This is a genomic window from Pseudomonas halotolerans, assembly GCF_039581215.1.
Lineage (GTDB): Bacteria > Pseudomonadota > Gammaproteobacteria > Pseudomonadales > Pseudomonadaceae > Aquipseudomonas > Aquipseudomonas tehranensis.
Map to the genome: position 1 here is coordinate 197,569 of NZ_JBCNTJ010000009.1, position 24,611 is coordinate 222,179.

The 24,611-nt window shown below is 61.3% G+C and carries 22 protein-coding genes; 15 read left to right on the top strand and 7 right to left on the bottom strand.

The genetic code is table 11. The features are described from left to right. Positions 1-699, bottom strand: coding sequence for a CoA transferase subunit A (locus tag AAIS01_RS14795; RefSeq protein WP_047227779.1), 699 nt, complete (start codon positions 697-699; stop codon positions 1-3). A 262-nt stretch (positions 700-961) separates the two neighbouring features. On the opposite strand from AAIS01_RS14795, the gene AAIS01_RS14800 reads away from it, so the two are divergent. After that, positions 962-1,864: a LysR family transcriptional regulator gene (locus AAIS01_RS14800; protein ID WP_343469571.1), complete on the top strand. Its 903-nt coding sequence runs from the start codon at positions 962-964 to the stop codon at positions 1,862-1,864. 116 nt (positions 1,865-1,980) lie between these two features. Here the strand turns inward: AAIS01_RS14800 and AAIS01_RS14805 are convergent, their stop codons facing one another. Further along, positions 1,981-2,808: an NAD-dependent protein deacetylase gene (locus AAIS01_RS14805; RefSeq protein ID WP_343469572.1), complete on the bottom strand. Its 828-nt coding sequence runs from the start codon at positions 2,806-2,808 to the stop codon at positions 1,981-1,983. A gap of 249 nt (positions 2,809-3,057) precedes the next feature. On the opposite strand from AAIS01_RS14805, the gene AAIS01_RS14810 reads away from it, so the two are divergent. The 7 genes from AAIS01_RS14810 to AAIS01_RS14840 all read left to right on the top strand — a co-directional run bounded on the left by AAIS01_RS14810 (position 3,058) and on the right by AAIS01_RS14840 (position 9,308). Further along, positions 3,058-3,321, top strand: a complete 264-nt coding sequence (locus tag AAIS01_RS14810; RefSeq protein ID WP_343469573.1) for a hypothetical protein — start codon at positions 3,058-3,060, stop codon at positions 3,319-3,321. 41 nt (positions 3,322-3,362) lie between these two features. Then, entirely contained in the window at positions 3,363-3,557 is a 195-nt protein-coding gene (locus tag AAIS01_RS14815) for a metallothionein (protein WP_343469574.1), read from the top strand. Positions 3,558-3,847: 290 nt separating this feature from the next. After that, the gene (locus AAIS01_RS14820; RefSeq protein WP_343469594.1) at positions 3,848-4,162 is read left to right on the top strand and encodes a con-10 family general stress protein; all 315 of its coding nucleotides are present in this window, start codon (positions 3,848-3,850) and stop codon (positions 4,160-4,162) included. Positions 4,163-4,494: 332 nt separating this feature from the next. Then, positions 4,495-5,376, top strand: a complete 882-nt coding sequence (locus AAIS01_RS14825; RefSeq protein WP_092402900.1) for a manganese catalase family protein — start codon at positions 4,495-4,497, stop codon at positions 5,374-5,376. Between the two features lie 99 nt (positions 5,377-5,475). Beyond that, a complete protein-coding gene (locus AAIS01_RS14830) occupies positions 5,476-6,405 on the top strand; it encodes a ZIP family metal transporter (RefSeq protein ID WP_343469575.1) in 930 nt (309 codons plus the stop codon). A gap of 360 nt (positions 6,406-6,765) precedes the next feature. After that, positions 6,766-8,172, top strand: coding sequence for a saccharopine dehydrogenase NADP-binding domain-containing protein (locus tag AAIS01_RS14835; RefSeq protein ID WP_343469576.1), 1,407 nt, complete (start codon positions 6,766-6,768; stop codon positions 8,170-8,172). A 116-nt stretch (positions 8,173-8,288) separates the two neighbouring features. Further along, positions 8,289-9,308, top strand: coding sequence for a hypothetical protein (locus AAIS01_RS14840; protein ID WP_343469577.1), 1,020 nt, complete (start codon positions 8,289-8,291; stop codon positions 9,306-9,308). An 8-nt stretch (positions 9,309-9,316) separates the two neighbouring features. On the opposite strand, the gene AAIS01_RS14845 is transcribed toward AAIS01_RS14840, so the two are convergent. Next, positions 9,317-9,511, bottom strand: coding sequence for a hypothetical protein (locus AAIS01_RS14845; RefSeq protein ID WP_047227792.1), 195 nt, complete (start codon positions 9,509-9,511; stop codon positions 9,317-9,319). 279 nt (positions 9,512-9,790) lie between these two features. Between AAIS01_RS14845 and glsB the strand changes: the two genes are divergently transcribed. Then, on the top strand, positions 9,791-10,699 hold the full coding sequence (gene glsB, locus AAIS01_RS14850; RefSeq protein ID WP_343469578.1) for a glutaminase B: 909 nt from the start codon (positions 9,791-9,793) through the stop codon (positions 10,697-10,699). A 54-nt stretch (positions 10,700-10,753) separates the two neighbouring features. Here glsB and AAIS01_RS14855 read toward each other — a convergent pair whose 3' ends face one another. After that, a complete protein-coding gene (locus tag AAIS01_RS14855) occupies positions 10,754-11,083 on the bottom strand; it encodes a hypothetical protein (protein WP_214916811.1) in 330 nt (109 codons plus the stop codon). Positions 11,084-11,787: 704 nt separating this feature from the next. Next, positions 11,788-13,734: a DNA topoisomerase III gene (locus tag AAIS01_RS14860; RefSeq protein WP_343469579.1), complete on the bottom strand. Its 1,947-nt coding sequence runs from the start codon at positions 13,732-13,734 to the stop codon at positions 11,788-11,790. A gap of 241 nt (positions 13,735-13,975) precedes the next feature. Here AAIS01_RS14860 and AAIS01_RS14865 point away from each other — a divergent pair, with 241 nt between their 5' ends. Beyond that, positions 13,976-14,383, top strand: coding sequence for a response regulator (locus AAIS01_RS14865; RefSeq protein WP_214916816.1), 408 nt, complete (start codon positions 13,976-13,978; stop codon positions 14,381-14,383). 195 nt (positions 14,384-14,578) lie between these two features. Here the strand turns inward: AAIS01_RS14865 and AAIS01_RS14870 are convergent, their stop codons facing one another. Next, positions 14,579-16,201 carry an MFS transporter gene (locus AAIS01_RS14870; protein ID WP_343469580.1) on the bottom strand — a complete coding sequence of 541 codons (1,623 nt, stop codon included), beginning with the start codon at positions 16,199-16,201 and terminating at the stop codon, positions 14,579-14,581. Between the two features lie 206 nt (positions 16,202-16,407). Beyond that, positions 16,408-18,051, bottom strand: coding sequence for a GMC family oxidoreductase (locus AAIS01_RS14875; protein WP_343469581.1), 1,644 nt, complete (start codon positions 18,049-18,051; stop codon positions 16,408-16,410). 129 nt (positions 18,052-18,180) lie between these two features. Between AAIS01_RS14875 and AAIS01_RS14880 the strand changes: the two genes are divergently transcribed. From AAIS01_RS14880 to AAIS01_RS14900, 5 genes are all read left to right on the top strand, one after another. Continuing rightward, complete coding sequence (locus tag AAIS01_RS14880; protein WP_343469582.1) at positions 18,181-19,065, top strand: LysR family transcriptional regulator; 885 nt, start codon at positions 18,181-18,183, stop codon at positions 19,063-19,065. Between the two features lie 87 nt (positions 19,066-19,152). Beyond that, on the top strand, positions 19,153-19,770 hold the full coding sequence (gene lexA / locus AAIS01_RS14885) for a transcriptional repressor LexA (protein ID WP_214916823.1): 618 nt from the start codon (positions 19,153-19,155) through the stop codon (positions 19,768-19,770). Then, positions 19,770-20,402, top strand: a complete 633-nt coding sequence (gene imuA / locus AAIS01_RS14890; protein ID WP_343469583.1) for a translesion DNA synthesis-associated protein ImuA — start codon at positions 19,770-19,772, stop codon at positions 20,400-20,402. Before lexA ends, imuA begins: the two co-directional genes overlap by 1 nt. A 7-nt stretch (positions 20,403-20,409) precedes the next feature. Further along, positions 20,410-21,504 carry a Y-family DNA polymerase gene (locus tag AAIS01_RS14895; protein ID WP_343469584.1) on the top strand — a complete coding sequence of 365 codons (1,095 nt, stop codon included), beginning with the start codon at positions 20,410-20,412 and terminating at the stop codon, positions 21,502-21,504. Next, the gene (locus AAIS01_RS14900) at positions 21,501-24,578 is read left to right on the top strand and encodes an error-prone DNA polymerase (RefSeq protein ID WP_343469585.1); all 3,078 of its coding nucleotides are present in this window, start codon (positions 21,501-21,503) and stop codon (positions 24,576-24,578) included. Before AAIS01_RS14895 ends, AAIS01_RS14900 begins: the two co-directional genes overlap by 4 nt. The last annotated feature ends 33 nt before the right edge of the window (positions 24,579-24,611 follow it).

A 24,611-nucleotide genomic window follows, 5' to 3' on the forward strand; every position in this document is an offset into this window, starting at 1 on the left:
TCACTTGCGCACGGTGCGCTGTTCGATACGTTTTTCGAACGTGCCACAAATGATCCGGTCGACGTAGATGCCTGGGGTGTGGATCTGCGTCGGGTCCAGCTCGCCGGGTTCGACGATTTCTTCGACTTCCACCACAGTGATCTTGCCGGCCGTGGCCGCCAGCGGGTTGAAGTTCTGGGCGGTGTGGCGATAGACCACGTTGCCGAAATGGTCGGCTTTCCAGCCTTTGACGATGGCGAAGTCGCCCGTGATTGATTCTTCCATCAGGTACTGGCGGCCATGGAATTCACGCACTTCCTTGCCTTCGGCCACGGGCGTGCCGACCCCGGTGGCGGTGAAAAACGCCGGAATGCCCGCGCCGCCGGCGCGCATTTTTTCGGCGAGGGTGCCTTGGGGAGTCAACACGACTTCAATTTCGCCGCTCAGCAATTGCTTTTCGAAAAGCGCGTTTTCGCCGACGTAAGACGCGACCACCTTGCGGATCTGCCGATCTTCCAGCAATACACCCAGGCCGAAGCCGTCGACGCCGCAGTTATTGGAAACCACGGTGAGGTCGCGGATGCCCTTGCGCTTGATCTCGGCGATCAGGTTCTCTGGAATGCCGCAGAGGCCAAAACCGCCGGCGATCACCGTCATGCCATCTTGCAGGCCTTCCAGCGCTTCTTCGTAGCTACTCACACGTTTGTCGAAACCTGCCATAGACACCTCTTTTATTCTTGATGGGGTCGCAATGAAATGCAGTGTTGCGCCAAGTCATATATTTGTTAAGTTGATTTTTAGGTTGGATTGATTGATAAAACTCAATAGTTACTTCCCTCTGTAGACGCTTTGTAGGAGCTTTGTAGGAGCTTTGTAGGAGCTGTCGAGTGCAACGAGGCTGCGATCTTCCCAAAAACACTTGAATCCCAGGCAAAAGATCGCAGCCTTCGGCAGCTCCTACGCAACCGGACACAGGACGCCCATGACCCTCAAGCAAATTCGCGCTTTCCTCGCCGTGGCCCAAAGCCTGAGCTTCGCCGTGGCCTGCGAGCGGCTGCACCTGTCACAGTCGGCCCTGAGCCTGACCATCAAGGCCTTGGAAGAAGGCTTGGGTGGGCGCCTGTTCAGCCGCAATACCCGCAACGTGGCGCTGACGCCCGAAGGCGAATCGCTGCTGCCCCTGGCCCGGCGGTTGATTGCCGATTGGGACAATGCCGAGGATGAAATGCGCCAACGCTTCACCTTGCAACGCGGGCGCGTCACATTGGCGGCAATGCCGTCCTTTGCCGGCAACCTGCTGCCGCCGATCCTCAAGACCTTCCGCGCCCGCTATCCGAATGTCAACGTCACGGTCAACGATGTGATCAACGAACAGGTGCTGGAAATGGTTCGGGATCGACACGTCGAACTGGGGGTCGCGTTCGAGCCGATGCAGAGTTCGTCGCTGGCCTTTACCCCGTTGTATCTGGACCGCTTCGTCGCGGTGGTGCCGCTGGATTCGCCACTGGCCCAGCGCAGCGAGATCCAGTGGCAGACGTTGCTGGAGCAGCCGTTTATCACGCTGCAGCGGCCTTCCACCGTGCGGGTGATGCTGGAAGAACATTTGCAAAGCCGAGGCATGAAACTGCCGGTGGAATTCGAGAGCCATCAGTTGGCGACGGTCGGCCGAATGGTCGCCAGCGGGTTGGGGGTGAGTGCGGTCCCGGCGTTGTGTGTCGGGCAGATGCATGAGCTGGGCGCCCGCTGTATCACCCTGAGCGATCCGGTGATAGAGCGGGCCATTGGTGTACTGACCAAGCCGGGGCATGAACTGTCGGCGGCGGCGCAGGCGTTGTTCGATACGTTCAGGGATCAGGACATCGGTGCGCAGTTGACGCCGAAGTAACCACAATCTCCTGTGGGAGCGGGCTTGCTCGCGAAGGCGGTAGATCAGTCGGTATCTGCGTAGCTGACACACTGCTTTCGCGAGCAAGCCCGCTCCCACCGGCGTATTGCATGGTGTCAGATCAATAGTGGCAACAGTTCCTCACAAGGCTCTTCAAGCTTCAGATCCAGCAACTCATCGGCCCGTGTCTTGCCCCGGTTGATCGCCAGCAGCGGCTTGCCCTGTTCCTTGATCGCTCGGCACAGGCGAAATGCCGACCAGGCCATCAGTGAGGAGCCCACCACCAGCAGGCCGTCAGCCTCCTGAACGGCTTCAGTGGCGCGGGCCGCGGTGGCGGCGGCGACGTTTTCGCCGAAAAACACCACGTCGGGTTTCAAGCGCTCGCCGTCGCAATAAGGGCAGCGGGGCACCTGGAAGCGCGCCTCGAACGCGGCGTCCAGCAGGGTATCGCCGTCCGGCGCCTGTACCGCGTCGACACCGGCCAGATAAGGATTCTGCGCTTGCATCAATAACTGGATCTGCTGGCGCTCACTGCGCTGCTCGCAATCCAGGCACAGCACCCGATGCAGGCTTCCGTGAAGTTCGATCACGTCGTGGCTGCCAGCCTGGTCATGCAGGGTGTCGACATTCTGGGTGATCAGGCCGCTGATGCGTTGCTGTGCCTGCAACAGCGTCAACGCCTCGTGGGCGGCGTTCGGCCGGGCCTGGCGAACCCGCGGCCAGCCCAGCATCGCCCGCGCCCAGTAGCGCCGCCGTGCTTCGGGTTTGGCGAGGAACTCCTGGTACATCATGGGTTGCCGACCCCGTCGCACACCCTCGCTGTCCCGGTAGTCGGGAATGCCCGACGGGGTGCTGATGCCAGCGCCGGTAAGCACCAGGAAACGGCGCCCGGCCATATGCTCCAGCAATTGATCGATCGGTTGACGGTGAAGATCGTCGGGCATAGGTGTCGCTCCGCTGGCCTGGAGTCGTTGAGGTTAGCACCGTGGTTCGTCGAGAGGGCTGTGAGAATGCCTTTCGTCGCACTGCGTTGTTGTCTCTTCAAACTTTCCCCGGTTGCGCGACATCCACCTCTATGTACGGCACTCAAAACTGTCGTGTAGCAATGCCGTGTCGACCCCAAGCGCTGAGCGTGAAAAATGCGGCCGTTGACGTGCTTCGGTCGCATTTAACGCACCGAGAAGAGGAGGCGTATGAAACAGACCACCGGTGAAGTACGGGCCATCAATCGACAGAGGGCAATGGTCGGTGTGTATGTCGAGCAAGAAGACAACCACACAATCCTTGAGCTCGGTTCAGCCAATGACATCGATATTGGCGACGTCATGGAGTGGGACAGTGGCAAGGCCTTGGGCACCCAGTCTTATCGCAACCTGACCAAAGGCTGGACCGCCGAGGTCTATGTGGCGAACCATGGCGTTGCGGCGGCGAACCTTGAGGTTCAATTGCTGGTGTGATCCTGACGACAGCGTTAAAACCGGAACCCAGGAGAACGAACATGAGCGAATTAAAGTGTGCTTGCCCCGATTGCCAATGCGATGTGGACCCGCAACAGGTGTTCAATCACGATGGCGAGGCCTATTGCAGTCAAGCCTGCGCCGAGCAACATCCTAATGGTGAACCTTGTCCGGCACCGGATTGCCATTGCGAACGCAGCGGCAAGAATGGCGGGCCAGACGTGGACGGCAATTAATTGGATGACGCGCTGGAGGATACCTTTGCGGCGAGCGATCCCATTTCATCCTGAATATAAATCGGGATTGCGTCCCGCTAATGATTGGCATGGCTCAAGTTGAGTACTTGAATTCATTATTGAGCGTCATTTCTTTGAAAGCCATTGCAACTCGACGCCGCAGTCAGCACGTTGGATTGCATGAGCCGTTCGTCGCCGTTTGCAAGATATGTTTAAAACCTTGTCGGCGTCAGGTTTTCCGAATACTACGAGCCAACAGGTTCGTAACATCAATTAACGAGGTGAATGAAATGGCTAACACAGGGAATAAGAATCCTGGCAATTTCGCTAACGATCGTGAAAAGGCATCGCAAGCCGGGAAGAAGGGCGGCCACGCGTCGGGGGGTAACTTCGCGAATAATCCGCAACGAGCATCCGAGGCCGGGCGCAAGGGAGGGCAAGCTTCGGGCGGAAATTTCGCCAATGACCCAGAACGAGCAGCCGCGGCAGGCCGAAAAGGTGGCCAGGCCTCGGGCGGCAATTTTGCCAAAGACCCTGAGCGGGCCTCCGAGGCCGGTCGAAAGGGCGGTCAGGCATCCGGCAACAACGTGACCAGCGACCGCTAGTCAGTTTGCGAAACAAGTCGAAAAGGCCCTGGAAACAGCCAGGGTGATGGGCGCAACGCTGAACACCCAATGATGTTACGGGCCCTGTGTTAATCGCATGGGGTCTGCCGGATTTATATATAGCAGGATCGCGGTAATGAATATCTTCATGCGTGAGGGGACTGTAAGTTGTTCAGTTGCCTGGCATTTCTGCGAGAGCGAGTTACCGATTACCGTTCGTCTCGTTTATTAAATATAAAATTAAATTTTAACTCTTTAACTTCTTCAGATTTTCTGTGGGCTTGCTCCCGGCAGTGTCCCCTTGGCGTGTGTTCTGAACGAGGAGTGTCATCATGTTTTTACATAACAAAAGACTGCAGTACACCGTGCGTGTCGCCGAGCCCAACCCAGGGCTCGCTAACCTGTTACTTGAACAGTTTGGTGGTGCCCAGGGTGAGCTTGCGGCGGCGTCGCGCTACTTTACCCAGGCCCTGTCCGAGGATGATCCCGGCCGCAAGGATCTATTGATGGACATTGCCACCGAAGAGCTCAGTCATCTGGAGGTGATCGGCTCGATCATCGTGATGCTCAATAAAGGCGCCAAGGGCAGAATGGCCGAGGGTGTGGAAAAGGAAGGCCAGTTGTACCGGGACATCAACGGCGCCGGCAACGACTCTCACATCACCAGCCTGCTTTATGGAGCCGGTTCCCCGCTGACCAATTCGGCCGGTGTACCTTGGACAGCCGCTTACGTCGACACCATAGGCGAGCCGACAGCGGACATGCGATCCAACATCGCCGCCGAGGCACGGGCGAAAATCATCTATGAGCGCCTGATGAATCTCACCGATGATCCTGGGGTAAAAGAAGCGCTGGGTTTTTTGATGACCCGTGAAATCGCACACCAGATGTCCTTCGAAAAAGCCCTGCACTCGATCCAGCCAAATTTCCCTCAAGGTAAATTGCCAGGCATGCCAGAGTTCACCAACGTGTACTTCAACATGTCCCAAGGCGAGCCTACGGTGCGTGGCCCATGGAACCAGGGCGATGAGTGGGAATTCGTCGAGAACCCAACGCCGGCGGTGGATGGCGGTGATGGTCTGGCGAGTGTGCAACTGAGTAAAAAAGACGAAGCGCTGCTGATGGACATGAAGGCGCGGACAATGTCCAACCCGGAAAGCGACCCCATGACAGGTGCCGACTTGGGTTCAGGGATGCAAGGTGACAAACTGTAGGAAACCGGCGAGGGGGCCTGGCTCCTTCGCCTGAAAATTGCGTCGGGTCGTGCGTGAGCGATCAGACATGACCTGGCAGAAAACCAGTAAGGATATTCGATGGACCAGCCCACCTCCCGGATCCGATCGCCCTGGCGTACCTGGCTGGACCCTTTACAGAACAACCTGCTGCTGGGGGTGAGCTTCTGGCTGGGGCTGGCGGTGATCGCCGCGTTGTTGCTCTACAGCGGTTACAACGCATTGGTGGGGGCTGACCGGCACAACCTGGGCTACGCCGTCCTGGGCGGCACCGCCGGTTTCGCCGCCACGGCCCTGGGCGCGTTGATGGCGGTGGTGCTGCGGGACATCTCCTCGCGGACCCAGGACATCATGCTGGGCTTCGCGGCGGGCATGATGCTCGCGGCCAGTTCGTTTTCGCTGATCCTGCCAGGTATCGAGGCTGCACAGAGCATCGTTGGCAATCAGTTGCTCGCCGCGTTTGTCGTAGTACTCGGCCTGGGTCTGGGCGTGCTCCTGATGATCGGCCTTGACCGTTTCGTGCCCCACGAACACGAAGTGAGTGGCCGGCGCGGTCCGCAATCGGAACGTATCAACCGTGTCTGGTTGTTCGTGCTCGCCATCACCTTGCACAATTTGCCCGAGGGCATGGCCATCGGCGTCAGTTTTGCTAACGGTGATCTGAGGGTCGGCATGCCGCTGACCACTGCCATTGCGATCCAGGACATCCCCGAAGGGCTTGCCATTGCCATGGCGCTGCGGGTTACCGGGATCAGTGCGCTACGGGCTGCGCTGATCGCGGTGGGCTCGGGACTGATGGAACCGCTGGGCGCGGTGATCGGTCTGGGCATGTCCTCCGGCGTGGCCGTGGCGTATCCCATCAGCCTGGGGTTGGCGGCGGGGGCCATGATCTTCGTGGTGTCCCATGAAGTGATTCCGGAAACCCACCGCAACGGCCACGAAACACCCGCCACGCTGGGGTTGATGATGGGGTTTGCGGTGATGATGTTCCTCGACACGGCACTGGGTTAGCAGGCCGTCGAACACTGAACCCGCGAAGGGTTTTGCGAGATCGGAATCGGGCCCGGCGAATGCGCCAGCGCCCGATTTTTTGTGCCCGCAGACAAACCGACGGCCTGTGATACCGCACGGCGTCCCGCAGTGAAACTCCTTTGAACTACGCCTCATTCGGCTGCGTCATCTATTACTGGGAGGCACGTGGTCTGGCGGTCGGCACGGTCCTGTCTGGCAGGCTGGGCACTTCATGACTGGCGCGCATTACACGGTGCGGGGCCGTCCGCTTGCGCCGGACTCCTGTCGAGTCTGACAGTAGCCAACGCTCCGTGACCGGTATTTCATGGCTCCATTGTTCACCTCCCCGGGAGACAGCACATGCAACACCGGGTCAAGTTTACCGGGCATCTGATCTTCATCGGTTTTGGCTCCATTACCCGTGCGACGCTACCGCTGCTGTTGCGGCAGGACCACGTTCCGGTCAACCAGATCACGGTCATCGCCCCCGTGATCGAGAAGAACATCTGGTTCAAGGAGCGGGGCATTTGCTTTGTCCGCAAAGCGTTGACTGAGCACACCTTCACTCAAACCCTGGACCGCTTCATCAAACCCGGCGACTTCATCGTCAACCTGTCGGTGGAAGTCAGTTCGCTGGCCCTGATGACCTATGCCTTCAGCAAGGGCGCGCTGTACCTGGATACCTGCATTGAGCCTTGGGCCGGTGGCTACGATGACCCTTCATTGGATTTATCACATCGCACCAATTACGCGTTGCGCTACCAGATGCTGGGCCTGCGCAAAAAATTGGGCAATGGTCCGACCGCCGTCGTGGCCCATGGTGCCAACCCCGGCTTGATCAGTCATCTGCTCAAGGCTGGCCTGGTGGAACTGGCGGTGCAATTGAACCATCGCTTGCCGCAGAACCGCGAAGGCGTGGACTGGGCCAGGCTGTGCATGGAGACAGGCATCAAGGTGATTCATTTTGCCGAGCGCGACACCCAGCGCTCCAGCCGCCTCAAGCAGGACGATGAGTTCGTCAATACGTGGTCGGTGGAAGGCCTGATCAACGAGGGCCACCAATCGGCCGAGTTGGGCTGGGGCACCCACGAGCGTACCTGGCCGACATCTGCCAGACGCCATCGCTTCGGCAGCCGCAATGCCATCTACCTCGAGCGCCCGAGCGCCACCGTGCCGGTCAAGACCTGGACACCGTTGGGCGGGCCGTGCCTGGGGCTGATGATCACCCATCATGAAACCGCCTCGACCGCCGACCTGCTGACACTCAAGGACCAGCACAAACTGATCTATCGCCCCACGCTGCACTACGCCTACCACCCCTGCAACGACGCCTTGCTGTCCATCCATGAGTTGATCGGTCGAGGTTGGCAGAGCCAACATCGGCAACGCATTCTCAACGGTGAAATCGACAGCATCGGCGCCGATGCGCTGGGCGTCCTGCTGATGGGACATGAACTCAATGCCTTCTGGTTCGGCTCGGTGCTGACCATCGACGAAGCCCGGGCGCTCTTGCCCTTCAACAATGCCACCAGTTTGCAAGTGGCGGCGGGGGTTCTGTCGGGGATTGTCTGGGCGGTGGAAAACCCGGATCGCGGTATCGTCGAGCCAGAGCAAATGGGCTACGAACGTGTGCTGGAAGTGGCCAGGCCTTACCTCGGCACCTTGGTGGGCAAGCAGACCGACTGGAGGCCGAGCGGCGCGGTGCCTAAGACCTCCCAAGACGCAGCAGCGGATGATTGGCAGTTCGAGCATTTCACGCGGTTTTGAGCCGCCATCGCGAACAGACTCGCTCCCACATTGGTTTTGTGCGTTTCCTCCAAGCCCGTGTTCCTCGCGACCTATACTCAACCCCGTGGATGACTTGACCTCGGGATGGCGCAACCGTGCTGCGTTCGCTGATGCTGGCCGTTTTGTTGGTTCTGGCGGGGTGCGCCACGTCGCCGCGCGAGCAGCAGGTCGCCACCGTGGCGGTTTCCCAGGACACCTGGCGGCAGGTTGACCGGCAGATCGTCGCGGCGTCGAAAAGTGCTATCGAACAGGCCGGGCTCTACGCACGCGGTTCGATGGAGCATTGGCGTCGGCTCGTGTACGAACGCACCGAGGTCCAATTCATCCCCTGGTTCAGCAGCTACTGGACCCAGGAATGGCTGGCAGTCAAGGTCAGTTGGTATGCCGCCAGTGCCGAAGGCGAAGAGGACTCTGCGGCCAGGCGCCTTGCGGTTTATCTACAAGAGCAGTATCGCGAGCAGGTGCTGGCACCTGTGGCGGTGGAGATTGACCCCGAGGCGATCAGGGCCAACGCGACGGGCTATTACGTGCGCCTGCTCAATCAACAGGTCCAGGCGATTGCCCGGCAGCACCGAATCCCGCCGGAGCTGATGAATCGGCGCCTGCACGGCATTCCTGCTGTCAGCCTGGGTCCGCCAGCGGCGCGTAACGCCTCGTTGTATGAGATGGCTCATACTGAGCCGCTCAATACATTGCCGGCGTACGCCGCGCTGATCGACCACGTCAATAAGGCCGCCATCACCGGTTCGGGGCCTTCGGATGCGGTGATCGCCACAGTGGCACAACGCACCAGTGAAAAGATCGAAGCGCAATTCGCCACGCGAGGTGCGGCCGGTGCGGCGGCGGCCGTGGCCGGGAAAGCGGCGGGGGCGTTGATTTCAGTTGGCGTGGCGGGGATTCGCGCGATCATTCATGAGGGCGAACGCCCGGAAATGGAAACGCAGATTCGCAAGAGCCTGAGCGGCGCGTTCGACGAAGCCTGGGTCCAGTCCCTTAAACATCCCCTCAGCGGGGTGATGGCACCGGTGTACTACCTCGCCGAGGAAATCGAAGGCAGCCTGGTGGCGGCGGATCTGGCCAATCGGGCAGTGGAGTTGCCGCTCATCAAACCGTGACGGACGGTTCATTCTGCCCCGAGGGTAACGCGGCAACCCTTGCGATGACGGATCTGTTCGTCCGAGGGCCGCTCCTTGATGAATTCAAAGCGCGGCTCACCTTCGCTGTAAATCACCAGCCAACCCCATTCCAGCTCACTTTCATCTTGCCCGGGCCTGGGGGGCGAGGCCCACCAGGGCTCTTTCTGCATGATCTGTCGCATCGATGTCTCCTGCCGATTGATCCCTTCAACTATAGACCGCTCGATTTGATGACAAGCGCCCGTGAAATCTCTTGAATTGTGTGGGAGCAAGGCCTGCCCGCGAAGGAGGCGATTCGGTTCCAGGCAGACCGCGTGAGCTTCATCGCGAGCAAGCTTTGCTCCCACGGATCGCCTCGCAACAGATGTTGCTGGTCTATTCAGTGTGCTCTGATCGCACCCATCAGCGTCTAGCGTCTGTATCCCCGCACTCGAACGGGGAATGATTGGACCCATGCGCATATGCAAGCATTGTTGAACGAGATCCTCGATGCGGTTCGCCCCCTGATCGGTCAGGGCAAGGTGGCCGACTACATTCCTGCCCTTGGCACCGTTGCGGCCAACCAGTTGGGCATTGCCGTCTACGGCAACGACGGTGAAATGTATTGTTCGGGCGACGCTGATACGCCGTTTTCGGTGCAGAGTATTTCCAAGGTCTTCAGCCTGGTGCAGGCGATTGGCCATTCCGGCGAGGCAATCTGGGAGCGATTGGGCCATGAGCCCTCCGGCCAGCCCTTCAATTCCCTGGTGCAGCTGGAATTCGAACGCGGTCGCCCGCGCAACCCGTTCATCAATGCCGGCGCCTTGGTGATCTGCGACATCAATCAGTCGCGTTTCGCCGCTCCAGCCCTGTCGATGCGTGATTTCGTACGGCGCCTGTCGGGCAATCCGCAGGTCATGGTGGACGGCAAGGTCGCTGAGTCGGAATACCAGCATCGCGCCCGTAATGCGGCGATGGCCTACCTGATGCAATCCTTTGGCAACTTCCATAACGACGTAGAAGCGGTGCTGCGCAGCTATTTCAGTCACTGCGCATTGCGCATGAGCTGCATCGACCTGGCCCGGGCGTTCTGCTTCCTGGCCAACGACGGCTTCTGCAAGCACAGCGGCGAGCAGATTCTCAGTGCCCGCCAGACCCAGCAGGTCAACTCCATCATGGCCACCAGCGGGCTGTACGATGAGGCCGGCAACTTTGCCTATCGCGTTGGCCTGCCGGGCAAGAGTGGGGTGGGCGGCGGAATTGTCGCGGTGGTGCCGGGGCGTTTTACGGTGTGCGTCTGGTCGCCGGAACTCAATGTCGCCGGCAATTCCCTGGCGGGCATGGCGGCGCTGGAATTGCTTAGCCAGCGGATCGGCTGGTCAGTGTTCTAACGCACAAAAAAAGGCCCGTTCCTGATCAGGAACGGGCCTTTGTCTTAAGCGTGATCAGCACAAGCGGTCGATGACCTGCACTTTGGAGGTGTTTTGCATCGACTGCCAAGCCTGGGTCAGCGTTTGCAGCACGCTGCCAATGAAGTCTTTGTCGGCTGCGGCCTTCTTGCCAACATAACCTTGGCCGCGGCGGTACATCTTCAGTCGGGCACACAGGTCTTGCTGGTTTTTCTCGAATTCGTCTTCCTGGGTGAACGGCGACAGGCAATCCATGTGGACTTGGCCATTCTTGCTGATCCACAGGATATGGCTGTCCAGGGTGTCCTTGTGCGCTGCGAATAGGCGAGCCAGTTCATCAATAGATGGTTGATTATTCAGATTCATGTGTAAGCCCCTTGACCATTTGGTTGATCTGTCTGGTGGTTCGCAACAACTTCGCTTCTTTCGGTAAGTGCCTGGCAGTGCTGCATGGCTAGCACCGAAACCAGGCCGTCAGCGCTCATCCGTCAAACGTCGACGGGGTCGTGCATCGGTTGTGTAGTGTTATCGAAGGGCTGCTACGCAAATACGCTGCAACGAAGAGAAACAGCGAAGAACCTTCAGGCATTGTCAACTTTCGAGGGTCGACCACGCGCGTCATGAGGATCTTCGCCGACGTTTCTCGTCCTTGTCACCGGACGGTCATGCCAGGTCAGCACCTTCAATCTGCCTTGTGGGCAGTCCCTTATCCAAAAAACAGCTCGGCGGTCAGACGAGCTTGCTCAAGCATTTACCTGTACTCCCGATCGGGGAGACGTCTGCATCATGCAAGGCCAAATCGGAGGCGTCAACGGTTTTGTAGTGATTATTTTTGGTCACTACATATTGTCGGACAAAATGGTTTGGGTATGAAAAATGGGCGAAAGGGTGTGTAGGGCGGTCGTTGTGGCGAGGGGATTTATCCCCGCTGGGCTGCGAAGCAGCCCCAAGTGAGTCGACTCAATCTGCCTGATACACCGAGGTGTTGGGGTTTAGGGCCGCTTCGCGCCCCAGCGGGGCGGTGCGACGTTTCGCTAAATCCCCTCGCCACAGGAAGATTCTCGCCACGCTCAGGTCGCCTTGGCTTTGCTCGTCTTGCGCGGTGTACCGCCGGCCTTGCGCTTGGCCGGCTTGCGTTTGTTTTTCCATGGGGTGGCCCCACGGCCGGCAGGGCTGGCCGGGCCGCTGATGGTCAGGCTCATGCCCTGGCAGCGGGCGATGTGCTTGCTCATCCAGGCGGCCTGGCGGGTCACGAACTCTTCCAGGCTCATCTCACCGCTTTGCACCATGTCCAGCGCCTGTTCCCAGATGGCGGTGGTGCCCGGATCGGCGATGGCGCGGGGCACTGCATCGATCAGGCTGAAGGCCGCCGGTGTGGCGGACAAGGCCTTGCCGTTTTTTACCAGGTAACCGCGGTCGAGCAGGCCCTGGATGATCGAGGCCCGGGTCGCTTCGGTGCCGATGCCGGTGGTGTCCTTGAGCTTTTGCTTGAGCAGTGGATCCTCCACCAACCGGGCAACGTTCTTCATCGCCTTGATCAGGTCGCCCTCGGTGAACGGCTTGGGGGGCTGGGTCCACAGGTCCTTGGGTTTCACCTCGTCCACCGTGCAGTCGCGACCTTCGACCAGGGCCGGCAAGGTTTGTGGTACCGGTGCTTCACGGCCTCGTGCCGGGGCCAGTGCTTCGGGCAGGGCGCGTTTCCAGCCGGGTTCGACGATTTGCTTGCCCACGGCCCGCAATGACTGGGCGGCGCAGTCGAAGTCGGCCTGGGTCCGGTCGTATTCGTGGTTGGGCAGGAACTGGGCCAGATACCGCGCCCGTATCAGCGTATAGACGGCCCGCTGCTTGCCGGCGAGTTTGTCGAGATTCTTCGCCGCAGCGGTAGGGATGATGCCGTGGTGGGCGCTGACCTTGGCGTCGTTCCAGGCCCTGGATTTGCGCTGCGGTTGCAGGTGCTCGCGCAGTGGCGCAAGACCCGGATCGGCCTGGGCGAGGGCGGCGAGGATGGTCGCCGCTTCGCCGTGCTGGCTCAACGGCAGGAAACCGCAATCGCTGCGCGGATAGGTAATCAGCTTGTAGGTCTCGTACAGCGACTGGGCAATGTCCAGGGTCTCTTGGGCGCCCAGGCCGAGTTTCTTTGAACAGACCTCCTGCAGGGTACCCAGGTCGAACGGCAACGGCGGTGCTTCGCGCAAGCGCTCGGTGCGCACTTTTAGCGTGCGCGCGGTGGTGGCATTGCTCATGGCTTGAGCCGCTTGCTGGGCCAGGGCCTGGTTGAGGCAACGCTCCTGGTCGTCGCAGGCGTCAGGGTCGGCGCGCCACTGGGCGGTGAAGGCCAGGCCTTCGTGGCTGAGCTGCACCTCGATGGCCCAGTAGGCGACCGGCACAAAATCGGCAATGCTGCGGTCGCGATCCACCACCAGTCGCAGGGTGGGGGTCTGCACCCGGCCTACCGGTAACACGCCCTGATAACCGGACTGGCGTCCCAGCAGCGTGAACAGGCGGCTCATGTTCATGCCGATCAGCCAGTCGGCCCGGGAGCGGCCGAGGGCCGAATGGTAGAGGTTGAAGGTTTCGGCCCCCGGTTTGAGCGCGGCCAGGGCCTTGCGGATCGAGGCGTCGTCCAGGGCCGACAGCCACAGCCGCTGGATCGGCCCACGGTAGCGGCAATGCTCCAGCAGCTCCCGGGCGATCATTTCGCCCTCACGGTCGGCGTCGGTGGCGATGACCAGGGACTTGGCTTCACCCAACAGGCGCTTGACCGCCTTGTACTGGCTCGCGGTTTTCGGCTTGACGGTCATTTTCCACTGCGTCGGCACGATAGGCAGGTCCGCCAGTACCCAGCGCTTGTAGCGGGCATCGTAGGCGTCGGGCGGGGCGGTCTCCAGCAGATGGCCAATGCACCAGGTGACGGTGACGTTCGTGCCCAGCCAGCAACCGTCACCGCGCCGCGTGGCCCCGAGTACGGCAGCAATGTCCTTGGCTTGGGACGGTTTTTCACACAGATACAGCTGCATAGCGCCCTTTTCCTAAGCAGATTTCATGGGGCTGTAGCATGGTCATGGATGGGCGTTGGAGCAAGTTTTATCTGTATGGATATACAGATAAAACATTGCGCAACGTTGCTCCAGGGCGGTTGTCGCAACGTTTGGCGGTGTATTTGCACGCAGAATGAATTTCTCGCCAGGGCATCGCTCATAACTTGCAGAGCGGCTTAAACCGCAAAGCATGTTTATGGGGTCAAGGAGAGTCACTTAAATGAATTCGATGCCAAAGGGCAACGGACAGGCGACCACACGTTTGATTCTCGTCGTTGAAGATGATCAGACCATTCTGGAGTTTCTGTGCGAAATCCTGCAGGACGAGGGCTTTGTCGTTGAACCTCGGGAAAGTGCCGACGCGGCGCTGGAGTTCCTTGAGCAGAGCGCTGACGATGTGGACTTGCTACTCACCGATATCACCATGCCGGGCAAGCTGGACGGCGCGGACCTGGCCAACCTGACCGGCGACCGCTGGCCGCAGATCCCTTTGTTGATCATGTCCGGTTTCGAAACCCCGGAAAGCGCCGGGATCAAGCATCACGCCTCGTTCATCGCCAAGCCCTGGGCGCTGGGGCAGATGCTGGATCTGGTGGAGAGCACGGTCAAAGATCATTCTGTGCATTGATGGCTTGACCCTGAAAGTGGTGTCAGGCGCGGACTTTGTGGCGAGGGGATTTATCCCCGCTGGGTTGCGCAGCAACCCTAAGGCCGACGCTACCAATGGGCCTGAAACACCGAGATCGCTGGCATAGAGGGGCGCTACGCGCCCCGGCGGGGATAAATCCCCTCGCCACAAAATGGTGTGCAGGGCTCGCTAGCCTCAGTTTTTATCCAGGTCCACGTTCCGGGTTTCGCGCAGGCAAATCATGCCCACCACCAGGCTCACTCCAGTGATCACCACCGGGTACCACAGCCCGTAGAAAATGTCCCCGGTATAGACCACCAGGGCAAACGACACGGTGGGCAGGAAACCGCCGAACCAGCCGTTGCCGATGTGGTAGGGCAGGGACATGGAGGTGTAGCGGATGCGGGTTGGAAACAGCTCGACCATCAGCGCCGCCAGCGGGCCGTAGCACATGGCTGAAATGATGATCAGTGCGACGATCAGCGCCACGATCATCGGCCGGTTGACTTGCTGGGCATCGGCCTGTTGCGGGTAACCGGCCAGGGTCACTGCGCCGCGCAGGGCCGCTTCGTCGTAGCCGTCAAGTTTCACATCCCCGATGCTGACTTGCACATCACTGCCGGCTGGCGCCGCGACACTGCTGTAGGGCAGGCCTTGCTTGACCAGGAAGGTCTTGACCTTGTCGCATGGGCTATCGAAACGCGCCTTGCCCACCGGGTCGAACTGGAACGTGCAAGTGGCCGGGTCGGCGATCACGGTGATCGGTGCCTGGCGACTCGCCTGATCGATGGCCGGGTTGGCGTAATGGGCCAGCGTCTTGAAGATCGGGAAGTACAACGCCGTCGCCAGCAACAGACCGATCATCAGCACCGGTTTGCGTCCGACCTTGTCCGACAGCCAGCCAAAAAAGATGAAGAACGGCGCGCCGATCACCACACTGACGATCAGCAAACTGTTAGCCAGGGCCGGGTCCATCTTCAGGAACTGGGTAAGGAAAAACAGCACGTAGAATTGCGCGGCGTAGAAGGTCACCGCTTGGCCGGCGTTGATGCTGAAAAGGGCGATCAGCACCACCTTCAGATTTTCCCATTTGCCAAAAGACTCTCGGATCGGCGCCTTGCTGGACTTGCCTTCTTCTTTCATTTTCAAGAAGGACGGCGACTCATGCAGGCTCAGGCGAATCCAGGTGGAGATGCCCAGCAACACGATCGACAGCAGAAACGGAATGCGCCAGCCCCAGACTTCGAACTGATCGCCCGTGAAATAACGACAGCCCAGTACCACCAGCAGCGAGAGCAGCAGCCCGAGGGTGGCGGTGGACTGAATCCAGCTGGTGTGGAAACCGCGCTTGCCCATCGGCGCGTGTTCGGCGACGTAGGTGGCAGCGCCGCCGTACTCACCGCCCAAGGCCAGGCCCTGAAGCATGCGCAGCACCACGAGGATAATCGGTGCGGCAATGCCGATGCTGGCGTAGTTGGGTAACAGGCCGACGCAGAACGTCGCCACGCCCATGAGAATGATGGTGGCCAGGAAGGTGTATTTGCGTCCGATCATGTCCCCCAGCCGTCCGAACACCAATGCGCCGAAAGGCCGCACAATAAAGCCAGCGGCGAACGCCATCAGGGCGAAGATAAAAGCCGTGGTGTCATTGACCCCGGCAAAGAACTGCTTGCTGATGACCGCCGCCAGAGCGCCATAGAGGAAAAAGTCGTACCACTCGAACACCGTCCCCAAGGACGAGGCAAAGATGACTTTCTGGGTTTCCTGGTTGGTGCCGGCGCTGCGCGTGGCTTCCAGGGGCTGAACATGTTCAGACATTTGGGTATCCCTCACAGTGATTGTTTTTGTTGTTCCACTGTCGACGCCGGTACAGCGTCTCCTGTTTTGATACGTTCCCTTTGCTTACACATTTCTCCCCTGTGGGAGCGGGCTTGCTCGCGAAGCGGTGTGCCAGTCAACATCATCGGTAGCTGATACACCGCCTTCGCGAGCAAGCCCGCTCCCACAGGGGACTTACTTGTTCATCAGACCGTGGCGGGTTCCTTTTGGGGCGTGGTGCGGCGGATGTCCGCCTCGAGGATCATCTGCGCGGCCTTTTCGGCAATCATCAAAGTTGGCGAGCAGGTGTTGCCCGAGGTGATACGCGGCATGATCGAGGCGTCGACGACGCGCAGGCCGTTGACGCCGTGAACTCGCAGTTGCGCATCCACCACCGCGTCGCGGTCCTGGCCCATGCGGCAGGTGCCCACGGGGTGGAAAATCGTCGTGCCGATGCGGGCGGCGGCCTGGTGCAGTTCTTCCTCGGTTTGCAGGCTTGGTCCCGGCAGGTATTCCACCGGCTTGAAGGCGCTCAACGCCGGGGCGGCGACGATGCGTCGGGTCAGGCGGATGGCGTCGGCGGCGACCCGCAAGTCTTCGGGATGGCTCAGGTAATTGGGCTGGATCAGCGGCGCCTCATGCGGGTCGGCCGAGCGAATGTCCACCCGGCCACGGCTTTGCGGACGCAAGTCACAGACCGACGCGGTGAACGCCGGGAAGCTGTGCAATGGTTCGCCGAAACGTTCCAAGGACAATGGTTGGACGTGATATTCGAGGTTGGCCGAGGTCTGTTCCGGCCCCGAACGGGCGAATGCGCCGAGTTGGCTGGGGGCCATGGACAGCGGGCCGCTACGGTCATACAAGTAGCGCAGGCCCATGCCCATCTTGCCCCACAAAGTGCCGGCGATCTGGTTCAGGGTACGGGCGTTTTCCAGTTGGTAGATCAAGCGCAGTTGCAGGTGATCTTGCAGATTGCCGCCCACGCCAGGCAGTTCATGCGTTACCCCGATGCCCAGGCGTTGCAGCAGGCTGCGCGGGCCGATCCCGGAGCGCTGCAGGATGCCCGGCGACCCCACGGCGCCGGCGCACAAGACGATTTCCTTGCGGGCCTTGAAAGTCATGCCCTTGCCTTGCCAGCGGGCGCTGATGGCATGGGCGCGGTCGTCGCGCAACAGCACGCGGTCGACTTCGACATCGGTCATGACCGTGAGGTTGGGGCGTTGGCGAACCGGTTTGAGAAAGGCCTTGGCCGCGTTCCAGCGGACCCCGGCTTTCTGGTTGACCTGAAAGTAGCCGCAGCCTTCGTTGTCGCCGCCGTTGAAGTCGTCGACGCTGGGAATGCCACTCTGTTCGGCGGCCGTGCGAAACGCGTCGAGAATCGGCCATGACAGGCGCTGGCGTTCGACCCGCCATTCCCCGGCGGCGCCATGGAACTCGGAGTCTCCGGCAAAGTGGTTTTCGCTCTGTCTGAACAACGGCAGCACGTCTTTCCAGGCCCAGCCAGGATTGCCCTCGGCGGCCCAACTGTCGTAATCCGCGGCCTGGCCGCGCATGTAGATCATGCCGTTGATGGAGGAGCAGCCCCCCAGCACCTTGCCCCGTGGGTAACTCAGTGCGCGCCCTTGCAGACCCGGTTGCGCCTCGGTCTTGAAGCACCAGTCGGTGCGCGGGTTGCCGATGCAGAACAGGTAGCCGACCGGGATGTGAATCCACGGATAGTTGTCCCGTCCGCCGGCTTCGAGCAACAGCACCCGGTGTTGCGCGTTGGCGCTAAGCCGGTTGGCCAGCAGACATCCGGCAGGGCCGGCGCCCACGATCACGTAATCGTATTCATCGACGACAGGTTGCATTCGCGACCTCATTTTTGTTCTTGTGGGATGCATCCTAGTTGTTAGGTTTCGTCAAAAGAATGTTAGTTTTTGCGCAACCACTGTGCGTTTTTAAACAGTCCTGCCTTCAGGCGTGTTCAAGGATGGCCCATGTTCGACTGGAATGACCTGCGCTACTTTCTGGAACTGCAACGCAGCGGCCGTTTACTCACGGCCGCACGACGCCTGAACACCACCCATGCCACCGTGGCCCGGCACATCGAAGCCATCGAGAAAAGCCTGGGCACCGCGTTGTTTGTCCAGCATGCCCAAGGTTATGAACTGACCCCGGCCGGCGAGACGTTGCTCAAGCACGCCGAAGCCATGGAAAACGTGGCGCTGCTGGCTCAGGAGGACATCACCCAGTCCAGTGCGCCCTTGGGCAAGATCCGCGTGGGGGTGACCGAAGGGCTGGGGATCATGTTCCTCGCCAGTCGCATGGACGGACTGTTCCAGCGCTATCCGGGGCTGGAAGTGGAGTTGGTGGCGGTGCCGCGTTTTGTCAGCATCCTCAACCGTGAGGCGGAAATCAGCATCCACCTCGAACGCCCGGCGGCCGACCTGCTGGTGACCCGCAAGCTCACCGACTACAGTCTGGCGCTGTACGCCAGCCAGGCCTACCTGGACCGCTCCCCAGCGTTGCGCAGTCGCGAAGACCTGGCCCGTCATGCCTGGATCGGGTATGTCGACGACCTGCTGTTCAGCCAGGAGCTGATGTTTCTCAACAGCTTTTGCCGCAACCCTCGGGTGGTGTTTCACAGCACCAGCGTCATCGCCCAGCAACAGGCTGCACGCTCGGGATTGGGGATTGCCGTACTGCCTTGCTACATGGCCAGCAGCGACCCGGCCCTGGTCCCATTGCTGCCGGATGAAACCATTCGCCGCAGCTACTGGATCAGCACCCGCCGCGAACTGCACAAGTCTGTGCGCCTGCGGGTGCTGTGGGATTACGTGGTGCAGTTGTGCGAGCGCGAGCAGGGGCTGTTGCTGCCCTGATCACGCAATAGTCGGGACGGCCAGCGATCGGCTTCCTATGGTTGACTGACTGGCGGTGCTTGTCAGAAAAAACCGACAAGAGTACAAATGTACTCCATGACGACTCTCACTCCCCGCCGTACCGCCATCCTGACCTTCATCCGCGAACGTATCGCCGAGCAGGGCCAGCCCCCCAGCCTCGCTGAAATCAGCGAGGCATTCGGTTTCGCCTCCCGCAGCGTGGCGCGCAAGCATGTGCTGGCGTTGACCGAAGCCGGTTTCATCGAAGTCAATCCGCACCAGGCCCGGGGTATCCGCTTGCTGAACCAGCCGCCGCGTCCCGAGCTACTGGACGTACCGGTGCTGGGGCGAGTGGCTGCCGGTCTGCCGATCGGTGCCGATGCGGAGGTCCACAGCCGTCTGATGCTGGACCCGGCGATGTTCACCAAGGCGCCGGATTACCTGCTACGGGTCCAGGGTGACTCGATGATCGAGGATGGCATTCTCGACGGCGACTTGGTGGGCGTGCAGCGTACGCCCCAGGCCTCCAACGGCCAGATCGTCGTGGCGCGCCTGGACGGTGAAGTCACCATCAAGCGTTTCGAGCGAATCGGCGAGCGGGTACGTTTGTTGCCGCGCAACCCGGCCTACCAGCCGATCATTGTCGAAGCCGACCAGGACCTGGCCATCGAAGGCGTGTTCTGTGGCTTGCTGAGGCAAGGCTGATGGGCGCTGTCGTTGCGCTGGACACGCTGTTCAACGGTGGTCAGGTCTGGAAAGGCCGACCCGCACCACCGGCCGCCAGCCCGCAACCCACCGGTCATGCGGCATTGGACGCAGCATTGCCCAGTGGCGGCTGGCCGGAAGCGGCGCTGACGGAACTGCTCGTTGCCGCGCCGGGCGTGGGCGAATTGCAACTGGTCTGGCCAACCCTGGCGCGGCTGACGGCGGCGGGGGAGCGGATCGTGTTGGTGGCGCCGCCGTTCGTGCCCTATCCCCAGGCCTGGCAGAACGCCGGGGTGGACCTGCGCCAGTTGTCAGTGATCCGGGCCGATGAGCGCGATGCCTTGTGGGCCGCCGAACAATGCCTGCGTTCGGGCAGTTGCGGCGCGGTGTTGTGCTGGCCCCGCCAGGCTGACGATAGAGCTTTGCGCCGCTTGCAAGTGGCGGCGGAAACCGGCCAGACCCTGGCGTTCGCCTGGCGCTCGATTCAGGAAGCCATCAACCCGTCGCCGGCGGCCCTGCGCATCGCCCTCGATGGCCGGCCAGGACAATTGCGGGTGCTCAAGTGTCGAGGCGGGCTGGCTCGCTCAACGCCCATTGCCTTCGCCACGCTCACCCCACCGACAGAGCATTGAGGTTGCGATGCGCTGGGTCTGCATTCTCTTCCCGCAATTGGCGCTGGACGCCGCGCTGCGTCAGCGTCCCGATCCTGGCGAGCCGTTGGCGCTGCTGACCGGCCCGGCCCAGCGCCGGGTGCTGCAAGCGGTCAATGAGCCAGCACGAGCGCTGGGCTTGCGTCCCGGCCAGACCATGACGGCCGCCCAGGCCCTGAGCAAAGGGTTTGCCACGGCCGAATACGACGCGGCGCAGATCCAACACTGGCAGCAGTTTCTGGCGGCCTGGGCCTACCGTTTCAGCTCCCAGGTCAGCGTGCATTACCCACGCACGGTGGTATTCGAGATCGAGTCGAGCCTGGGCCTGTTTGGCCCCTGGCCGGCGTTCGAAAAACGCCTGCGGGCCGAGCTGACGCAACTGGGATTCCGGCATCGCATTGTGCAATCCCACCAGGCGTTGTTGTTTCCGTTGCGCCGGTTGACCGGTGATCTCTCGGCGTTCCTGTGCGGTCGTGACAGCGGCGTGCAGCGGTTCGACCTGCACCTGGAACACGCCGGGTTGCCTGACACGCTGATCAAGGTCGGCCTGCTCAGCGCCGAGCGGGATCCTGCGATGCTTTTCGAGCTGGCCCGTGGTCGGCTGGAGCAGGTGCAGGTCGAGGCACCGGTACGTGGCTTTCGTTTGTGTGCCGAAGACTTGCCCAGTTTCGTGCCCCAGCGCCTGGAGCTGTTCGACGAGCGTCCTCAGCAGTCCTTGCCTTGGGAGCAATTGCGCGAGCGGCTGCGGGCCCGGCTGGGGGACGACGCAGTGCAGGGCCTGGGGTTTCGCGATGACCATCGGCCTGAATGTGCCTGGCAGATGACCTCTGAACGCCAGCCCCAGGCATGTCCGGTGCGCGAGGGCGTCCGGCGTCCCGGCTGGCTGCTGGACGAACCCCAGGCCTTGCAGGAGGGCCAGACGCGAATCCTCATGGGCCCGGAGCGCATCGAGTCCGGCTGGTGGGACGGCGCCGACGTACGCCGTGATTACTATCTGATTGAAACCCGCGCGGGCCAACGCGGTTGGGCCTATCGACCGGTGGGCGAGGGCGGGCCATTGTGGCTGCAAGGCTGGTTCGCATGAACATCGACTATGCCGAGCTGCATTGCCTGTCGAACTTCAGTTTCCAGCGCGGTGCCTCCAGCGCCCTGGAGCTGTGCCGTCGTGCGCAACAACAGGGTTACACGGCTCTGGCAATCACCGATGAGTGCACCCTGGCCGGGATTGTCCGAGCCTGGCAGGCTGCCAGGGAACTGGGCCTGCACTTGATCATCGGCAGTGAGATCCAGATCGAGAGCGGGCCGAAACTGGTGCTGCTGGTGGAGAATCTGCAAGGCTATCAAGCCCTGTGCCGGCTGATCACCCGCGCCCGTCGACGCAGCGAGAAAGGTCGCTATCGCATCGTGCGCGAAGACTTCGACGAGCCCTTGCCGGGGTTACTGGCGTTGTGGGTGCCCGGTGACAGCGATCCCGAAGGTCAGGGGCGCTGGCTGCGGCAGATATTTGCCGAGCGCTTGTGGCTGTCGGTCCAGTTGCATTGCGGGCAGGACGACCGGCGTCGGCTGGCGGACTTGTTGGCGCTGGCGCAACGGTTGAACCTTGCGGCCGTCGCCACGGGGGACGTGCACATGCACGCACGTGGCCGGCGCGCCCTGCAGGACACCATGACCGCCATCCGGCACCACGTCACGGTGGCCGAGGCCGGCCAGCGCCTGCACCCCAACGGCGAGCGCCATCTGCGCAGTCTCCAGGCCCTGGCCGACATCTACCCACGCGCCTTGCTCGACGAAACGTTGAACATCGCTCGGCGCTGTACCTTCGACCTTGGCCAACTGCGTTATCAATACCCCCGTGAACTGGTGCCTGAGGGGCATGATCCGGCGTCCTGGCTGCGGGCGTTGACCGAGCGCGGCATGCGCCAGCGATGGGAAAAAGGTCTGCCGGACAAGGTCCGCCAGCAGATCGACAAGGAGCTGGCCCTGATCGCCGAGTTGGGCTACGACAGCTATTTCCTGACTGTGCAGGACATCGTCAGCTTCGCCCGCGAGCGGCATATTCTCTGCCAGGGCCGTGGTTCGGCGGCCAACTCAGCGGTGTGCTACGCCTTGGGGATCACCGAAATCGACCCGAGCCAGACCAGCATGCTGTTCGAGCGATTCCTGTCCCGCGAGCGCAACGAACCGCCGGACATCGACGTCGATTTTGAACACGAGCGTCGTGAAGAAGTGCTGCAGTACGTGTTCCAGCGCTACGGTCGCCATCGTGCGGCCTTGACGGCGGTGGTCAGCAGCTACCACGGTGCCGGCGCGGTGCGCGACGTCGCCAAGGCCTTGGGCCTGCCGCCGGATCAGGTCAACGCGCTGGCCGACTGTTGTGGGCGCTGGAGTGACGAGGTGCCGCCCGTGGATCGCCTGCGCGAAGGTGGTTTCGACCCGGACAGCCCGGTGTTGCGCCGGGTCCTGAGCCTGACCCGACAACTGATCGGTTTTCCCCGGCACCTGTCCCAGCACCCTGGCGGCTTCGTGATTTCCGAACAGCCCCTGGACACCCTGGTGCCAGTGGAAAACGCCGCCATGGCCGAGCGCACCATCATCCAGTGGGACAAGGACGACCTGGACGCGGTCGGGTTGCTCAAGGTGGATATCCTGGCCCTGGGCATGCTCAGTGCAATTCGTCGCTGTTTTGATCTGATCGCGCAGTACCGCGACCAGCACTACACCTTGGCGACGTTGCCCAAGGACGACGCGGCCACCTACGAAATGATCACCCGCGCCGACACCATCGGCGTGTTCCAGATCGAGTCGCGCGCGCAGATGGCGATGTTGCCTCGGCTCAAACCCGAGTCCTTTTATGACCTGGTGATTGAGGTGGCCATCGTGCGACCGGGGCCGATCCAGGGGGGAATGGTGCATCCGTATCTGCGGCGTAAAAACAAGGAAGAAGCGGTGACTTATCCCTCCAAGGCATTGGAAGAAGTGCTCAAGCGCACCTTGGGCGTGCCTCTGTTTCAGGAGCAGGTCATGCAGATCGCCATCGTTGCGGCGGATTACAGTCCCGGCGAAGCTGACCAGTTGCGTCGCTCCATGGCCGCCTGGAAACGCCACGGTGGCCTGGAACCGCATCGGGAGCGTTTGGCGGCGGGGATGGCGAGAAACGGCTATACCGCCGAATTCGCCGCGCAAATCTTTGAGCAGATCAAAGGCTTCGGCAATTACGGTTTTCCTGAATCCCACGCCGCCAGCTTCGCCTTGCTGACCTACGCCAGCAGTTGGCTCAAATGCCATGAACCGGCGGCGTTCGCCTGTGCCCTGATCAACAGCTGGCCCATGGGGTTCTACAGCCCGGACCAGATCCTTCAGGATGCCCGCCGGCATCAGTTGCAGATCCGCCCGGTGGACGTGCGTGCCAGTGATTGGGATTGCAGCCTCGAACCCATGGAAGGCCGACAACCGGCGCTTCGCCTGGGCCTGCGCATGATCAAGGGTTTTCGCCAAGACGATGCCCAGCGTATCGCAGCGGCCCGCCGGCATCGGCCTTTCAGTGACGTGGCCGACCTTGGCGAGCGCGCGCAACTCGATGCCCGGGCCCAGGCGCAACTGGCCGACGCCGGTGCCTTGCGGGGCTTGGCCGGTGATCGTCATCGCGCCCGCTGGGAAGTGGCCGGGGTACAGAAACAACTGGGCTTGTTCGCCGGTTTACCCAACCAGGAAGAACCGCCCGTGGACCTGCCAAAACCCACGGTGGGGGAGAACCTGTTTGCCGATTACGCCAGCGTCGGTACCACTCTGGGGCCCCATCCGCTGGCCTTGTTGCGCCCCGAACTGCGCGCCCGGCGCTGTCGCAGCTCACGGGAATTGCAGGACGTGGAGCATGGCCGCAACGTCAGCGTGGCCGGGCTGGTCACCGGCCGCCAACGGCCAGGCACGGCCAGCGGCGTGACGTTCGTCACCCTGGAAGATGAGTTTGGTAACCTCAATGTGGTGGTCTGGCGCGACCTGGCCGAGCGTCAACGTAAAGCGTTGGTGGGTTCGCAATTGCTCAGGGTCGACGGACGTTGGGAAAGTGTCGGTGAAGTTCGTCATCTGATCGCCGGCCGCTTGAGCGACCTGACCGAGTTGCTGGCGGGTATCCAGGTGCATAGCCGCGATTTCCGCTGAACTCAGCTGCCACACAGCAAGCATGCCCCTAGT

Excerpts from the sequence above, each read along its gene's own strand:
- AAIS01_RS14820 (WP_343469594.1), top strand. The coding sequence starts at position 3,848 with ATGGCTAACACAGGGAATAAGAATCCTGGCAATTTCGCTAACGATCGT.
- AAIS01_RS14810 (WP_343469573.1), top strand. The coding sequence starts at position 3,058 with ATGAAACAGACCACCGGTGAAGTACGGGCCATCAATCGACAGAGGGCA.
- AAIS01_RS14825 (WP_092402900.1), top strand. The coding sequence starts at position 4,495 with ATGTTTTTACATAACAAAAGACTGCAGTACACCGTGCGTGTCGCCGAG.
- AAIS01_RS14845 (WP_047227792.1), bottom strand. The coding sequence starts at position 9,511 with ATGCGACAGATCATGCAGAAAGAGCCCTGGTGGGCCTCGCCCCCCAGG.
- AAIS01_RS14860 (WP_343469579.1), bottom strand. The coding sequence starts at position 13,734 with ATGCAGCTGTATCTGTGTGAAAAACCGTCCCAAGCCAAGGACATTGCT.
- AAIS01_RS14855 (WP_214916811.1), bottom strand. The coding sequence starts at position 11,083 with ATGAATCTGAATAATCAACCATCTATTGATGAACTGGCTCGCCTATTC.
- AAIS01_RS14870 (WP_343469580.1), bottom strand. The coding sequence starts at position 16,201 with ATGTCTGAACATGTTCAGCCCCTGGAAGCCACGCGCAGCGCCGGCACC.
- AAIS01_RS14865 (WP_214916816.1), top strand. The coding sequence starts at position 13,976 with ATGAATTCGATGCCAAAGGGCAACGGACAGGCGACCACACGTTTGATT.
- AAIS01_RS14895 (WP_343469584.1), top strand. The coding sequence starts at position 20,410 with ATGCGCTGGGTCTGCATTCTCTTCCCGCAATTGGCGCTGGACGCCGCG.
- glsB (WP_343469578.1), top strand. The coding sequence starts at position 9,791 with ATGCAAGCATTGTTGAACGAGATCCTCGATGCGGTTCGCCCCCTGATC.
- AAIS01_RS14835 (WP_343469576.1), top strand. The coding sequence starts at position 6,766 with ATGCAACACCGGGTCAAGTTTACCGGGCATCTGATCTTCATCGGTTTT.
- AAIS01_RS14800 (WP_343469571.1), top strand. The coding sequence starts at position 962 with ATGACCCTCAAGCAAATTCGCGCTTTCCTCGCCGTGGCCCAAAGCCTG.
- AAIS01_RS14880 (WP_343469582.1), top strand. The coding sequence starts at position 18,181 with ATGTTCGACTGGAATGACCTGCGCTACTTTCTGGAACTGCAACGCAGC.
- AAIS01_RS14795 (WP_047227779.1), bottom strand. The coding sequence starts at position 699 with ATGGCAGGTTTCGACAAACGTGTGAGTAGCTACGAAGAAGCGCTGGAA.
- AAIS01_RS14805 (WP_343469572.1), bottom strand. The coding sequence starts at position 2,808 with ATGCCCGACGATCTTCACCGTCAACCGATCGATCAATTGCTGGAGCAT.
- AAIS01_RS14830 (WP_343469575.1), top strand. The coding sequence starts at position 5,476 with ATGGACCAGCCCACCTCCCGGATCCGATCGCCCTGGCGTACCTGGCTG.
- AAIS01_RS14875 (WP_343469581.1), bottom strand. The coding sequence starts at position 18,051 with ATGCAACCTGTCGTCGATGAATACGATTACGTGATCGTGGGCGCCGGC.
- AAIS01_RS14815 (WP_343469574.1), top strand. The coding sequence starts at position 3,363 with ATGAGCGAATTAAAGTGTGCTTGCCCCGATTGCCAATGCGATGTGGAC.
- lexA (WP_214916823.1), top strand. The coding sequence starts at position 19,153 with ATGTACTCCATGACGACTCTCACTCCCCGCCGTACCGCCATCCTGACC.
- imuA (WP_343469583.1), top strand. The coding sequence starts at position 19,770 with ATGGGCGCTGTCGTTGCGCTGGACACGCTGTTCAACGGTGGTCAGGTC.
- AAIS01_RS14900 (WP_343469585.1), top strand. The coding sequence starts at position 21,501 with ATGAACATCGACTATGCCGAGCTGCATTGCCTGTCGAACTTCAGTTTC.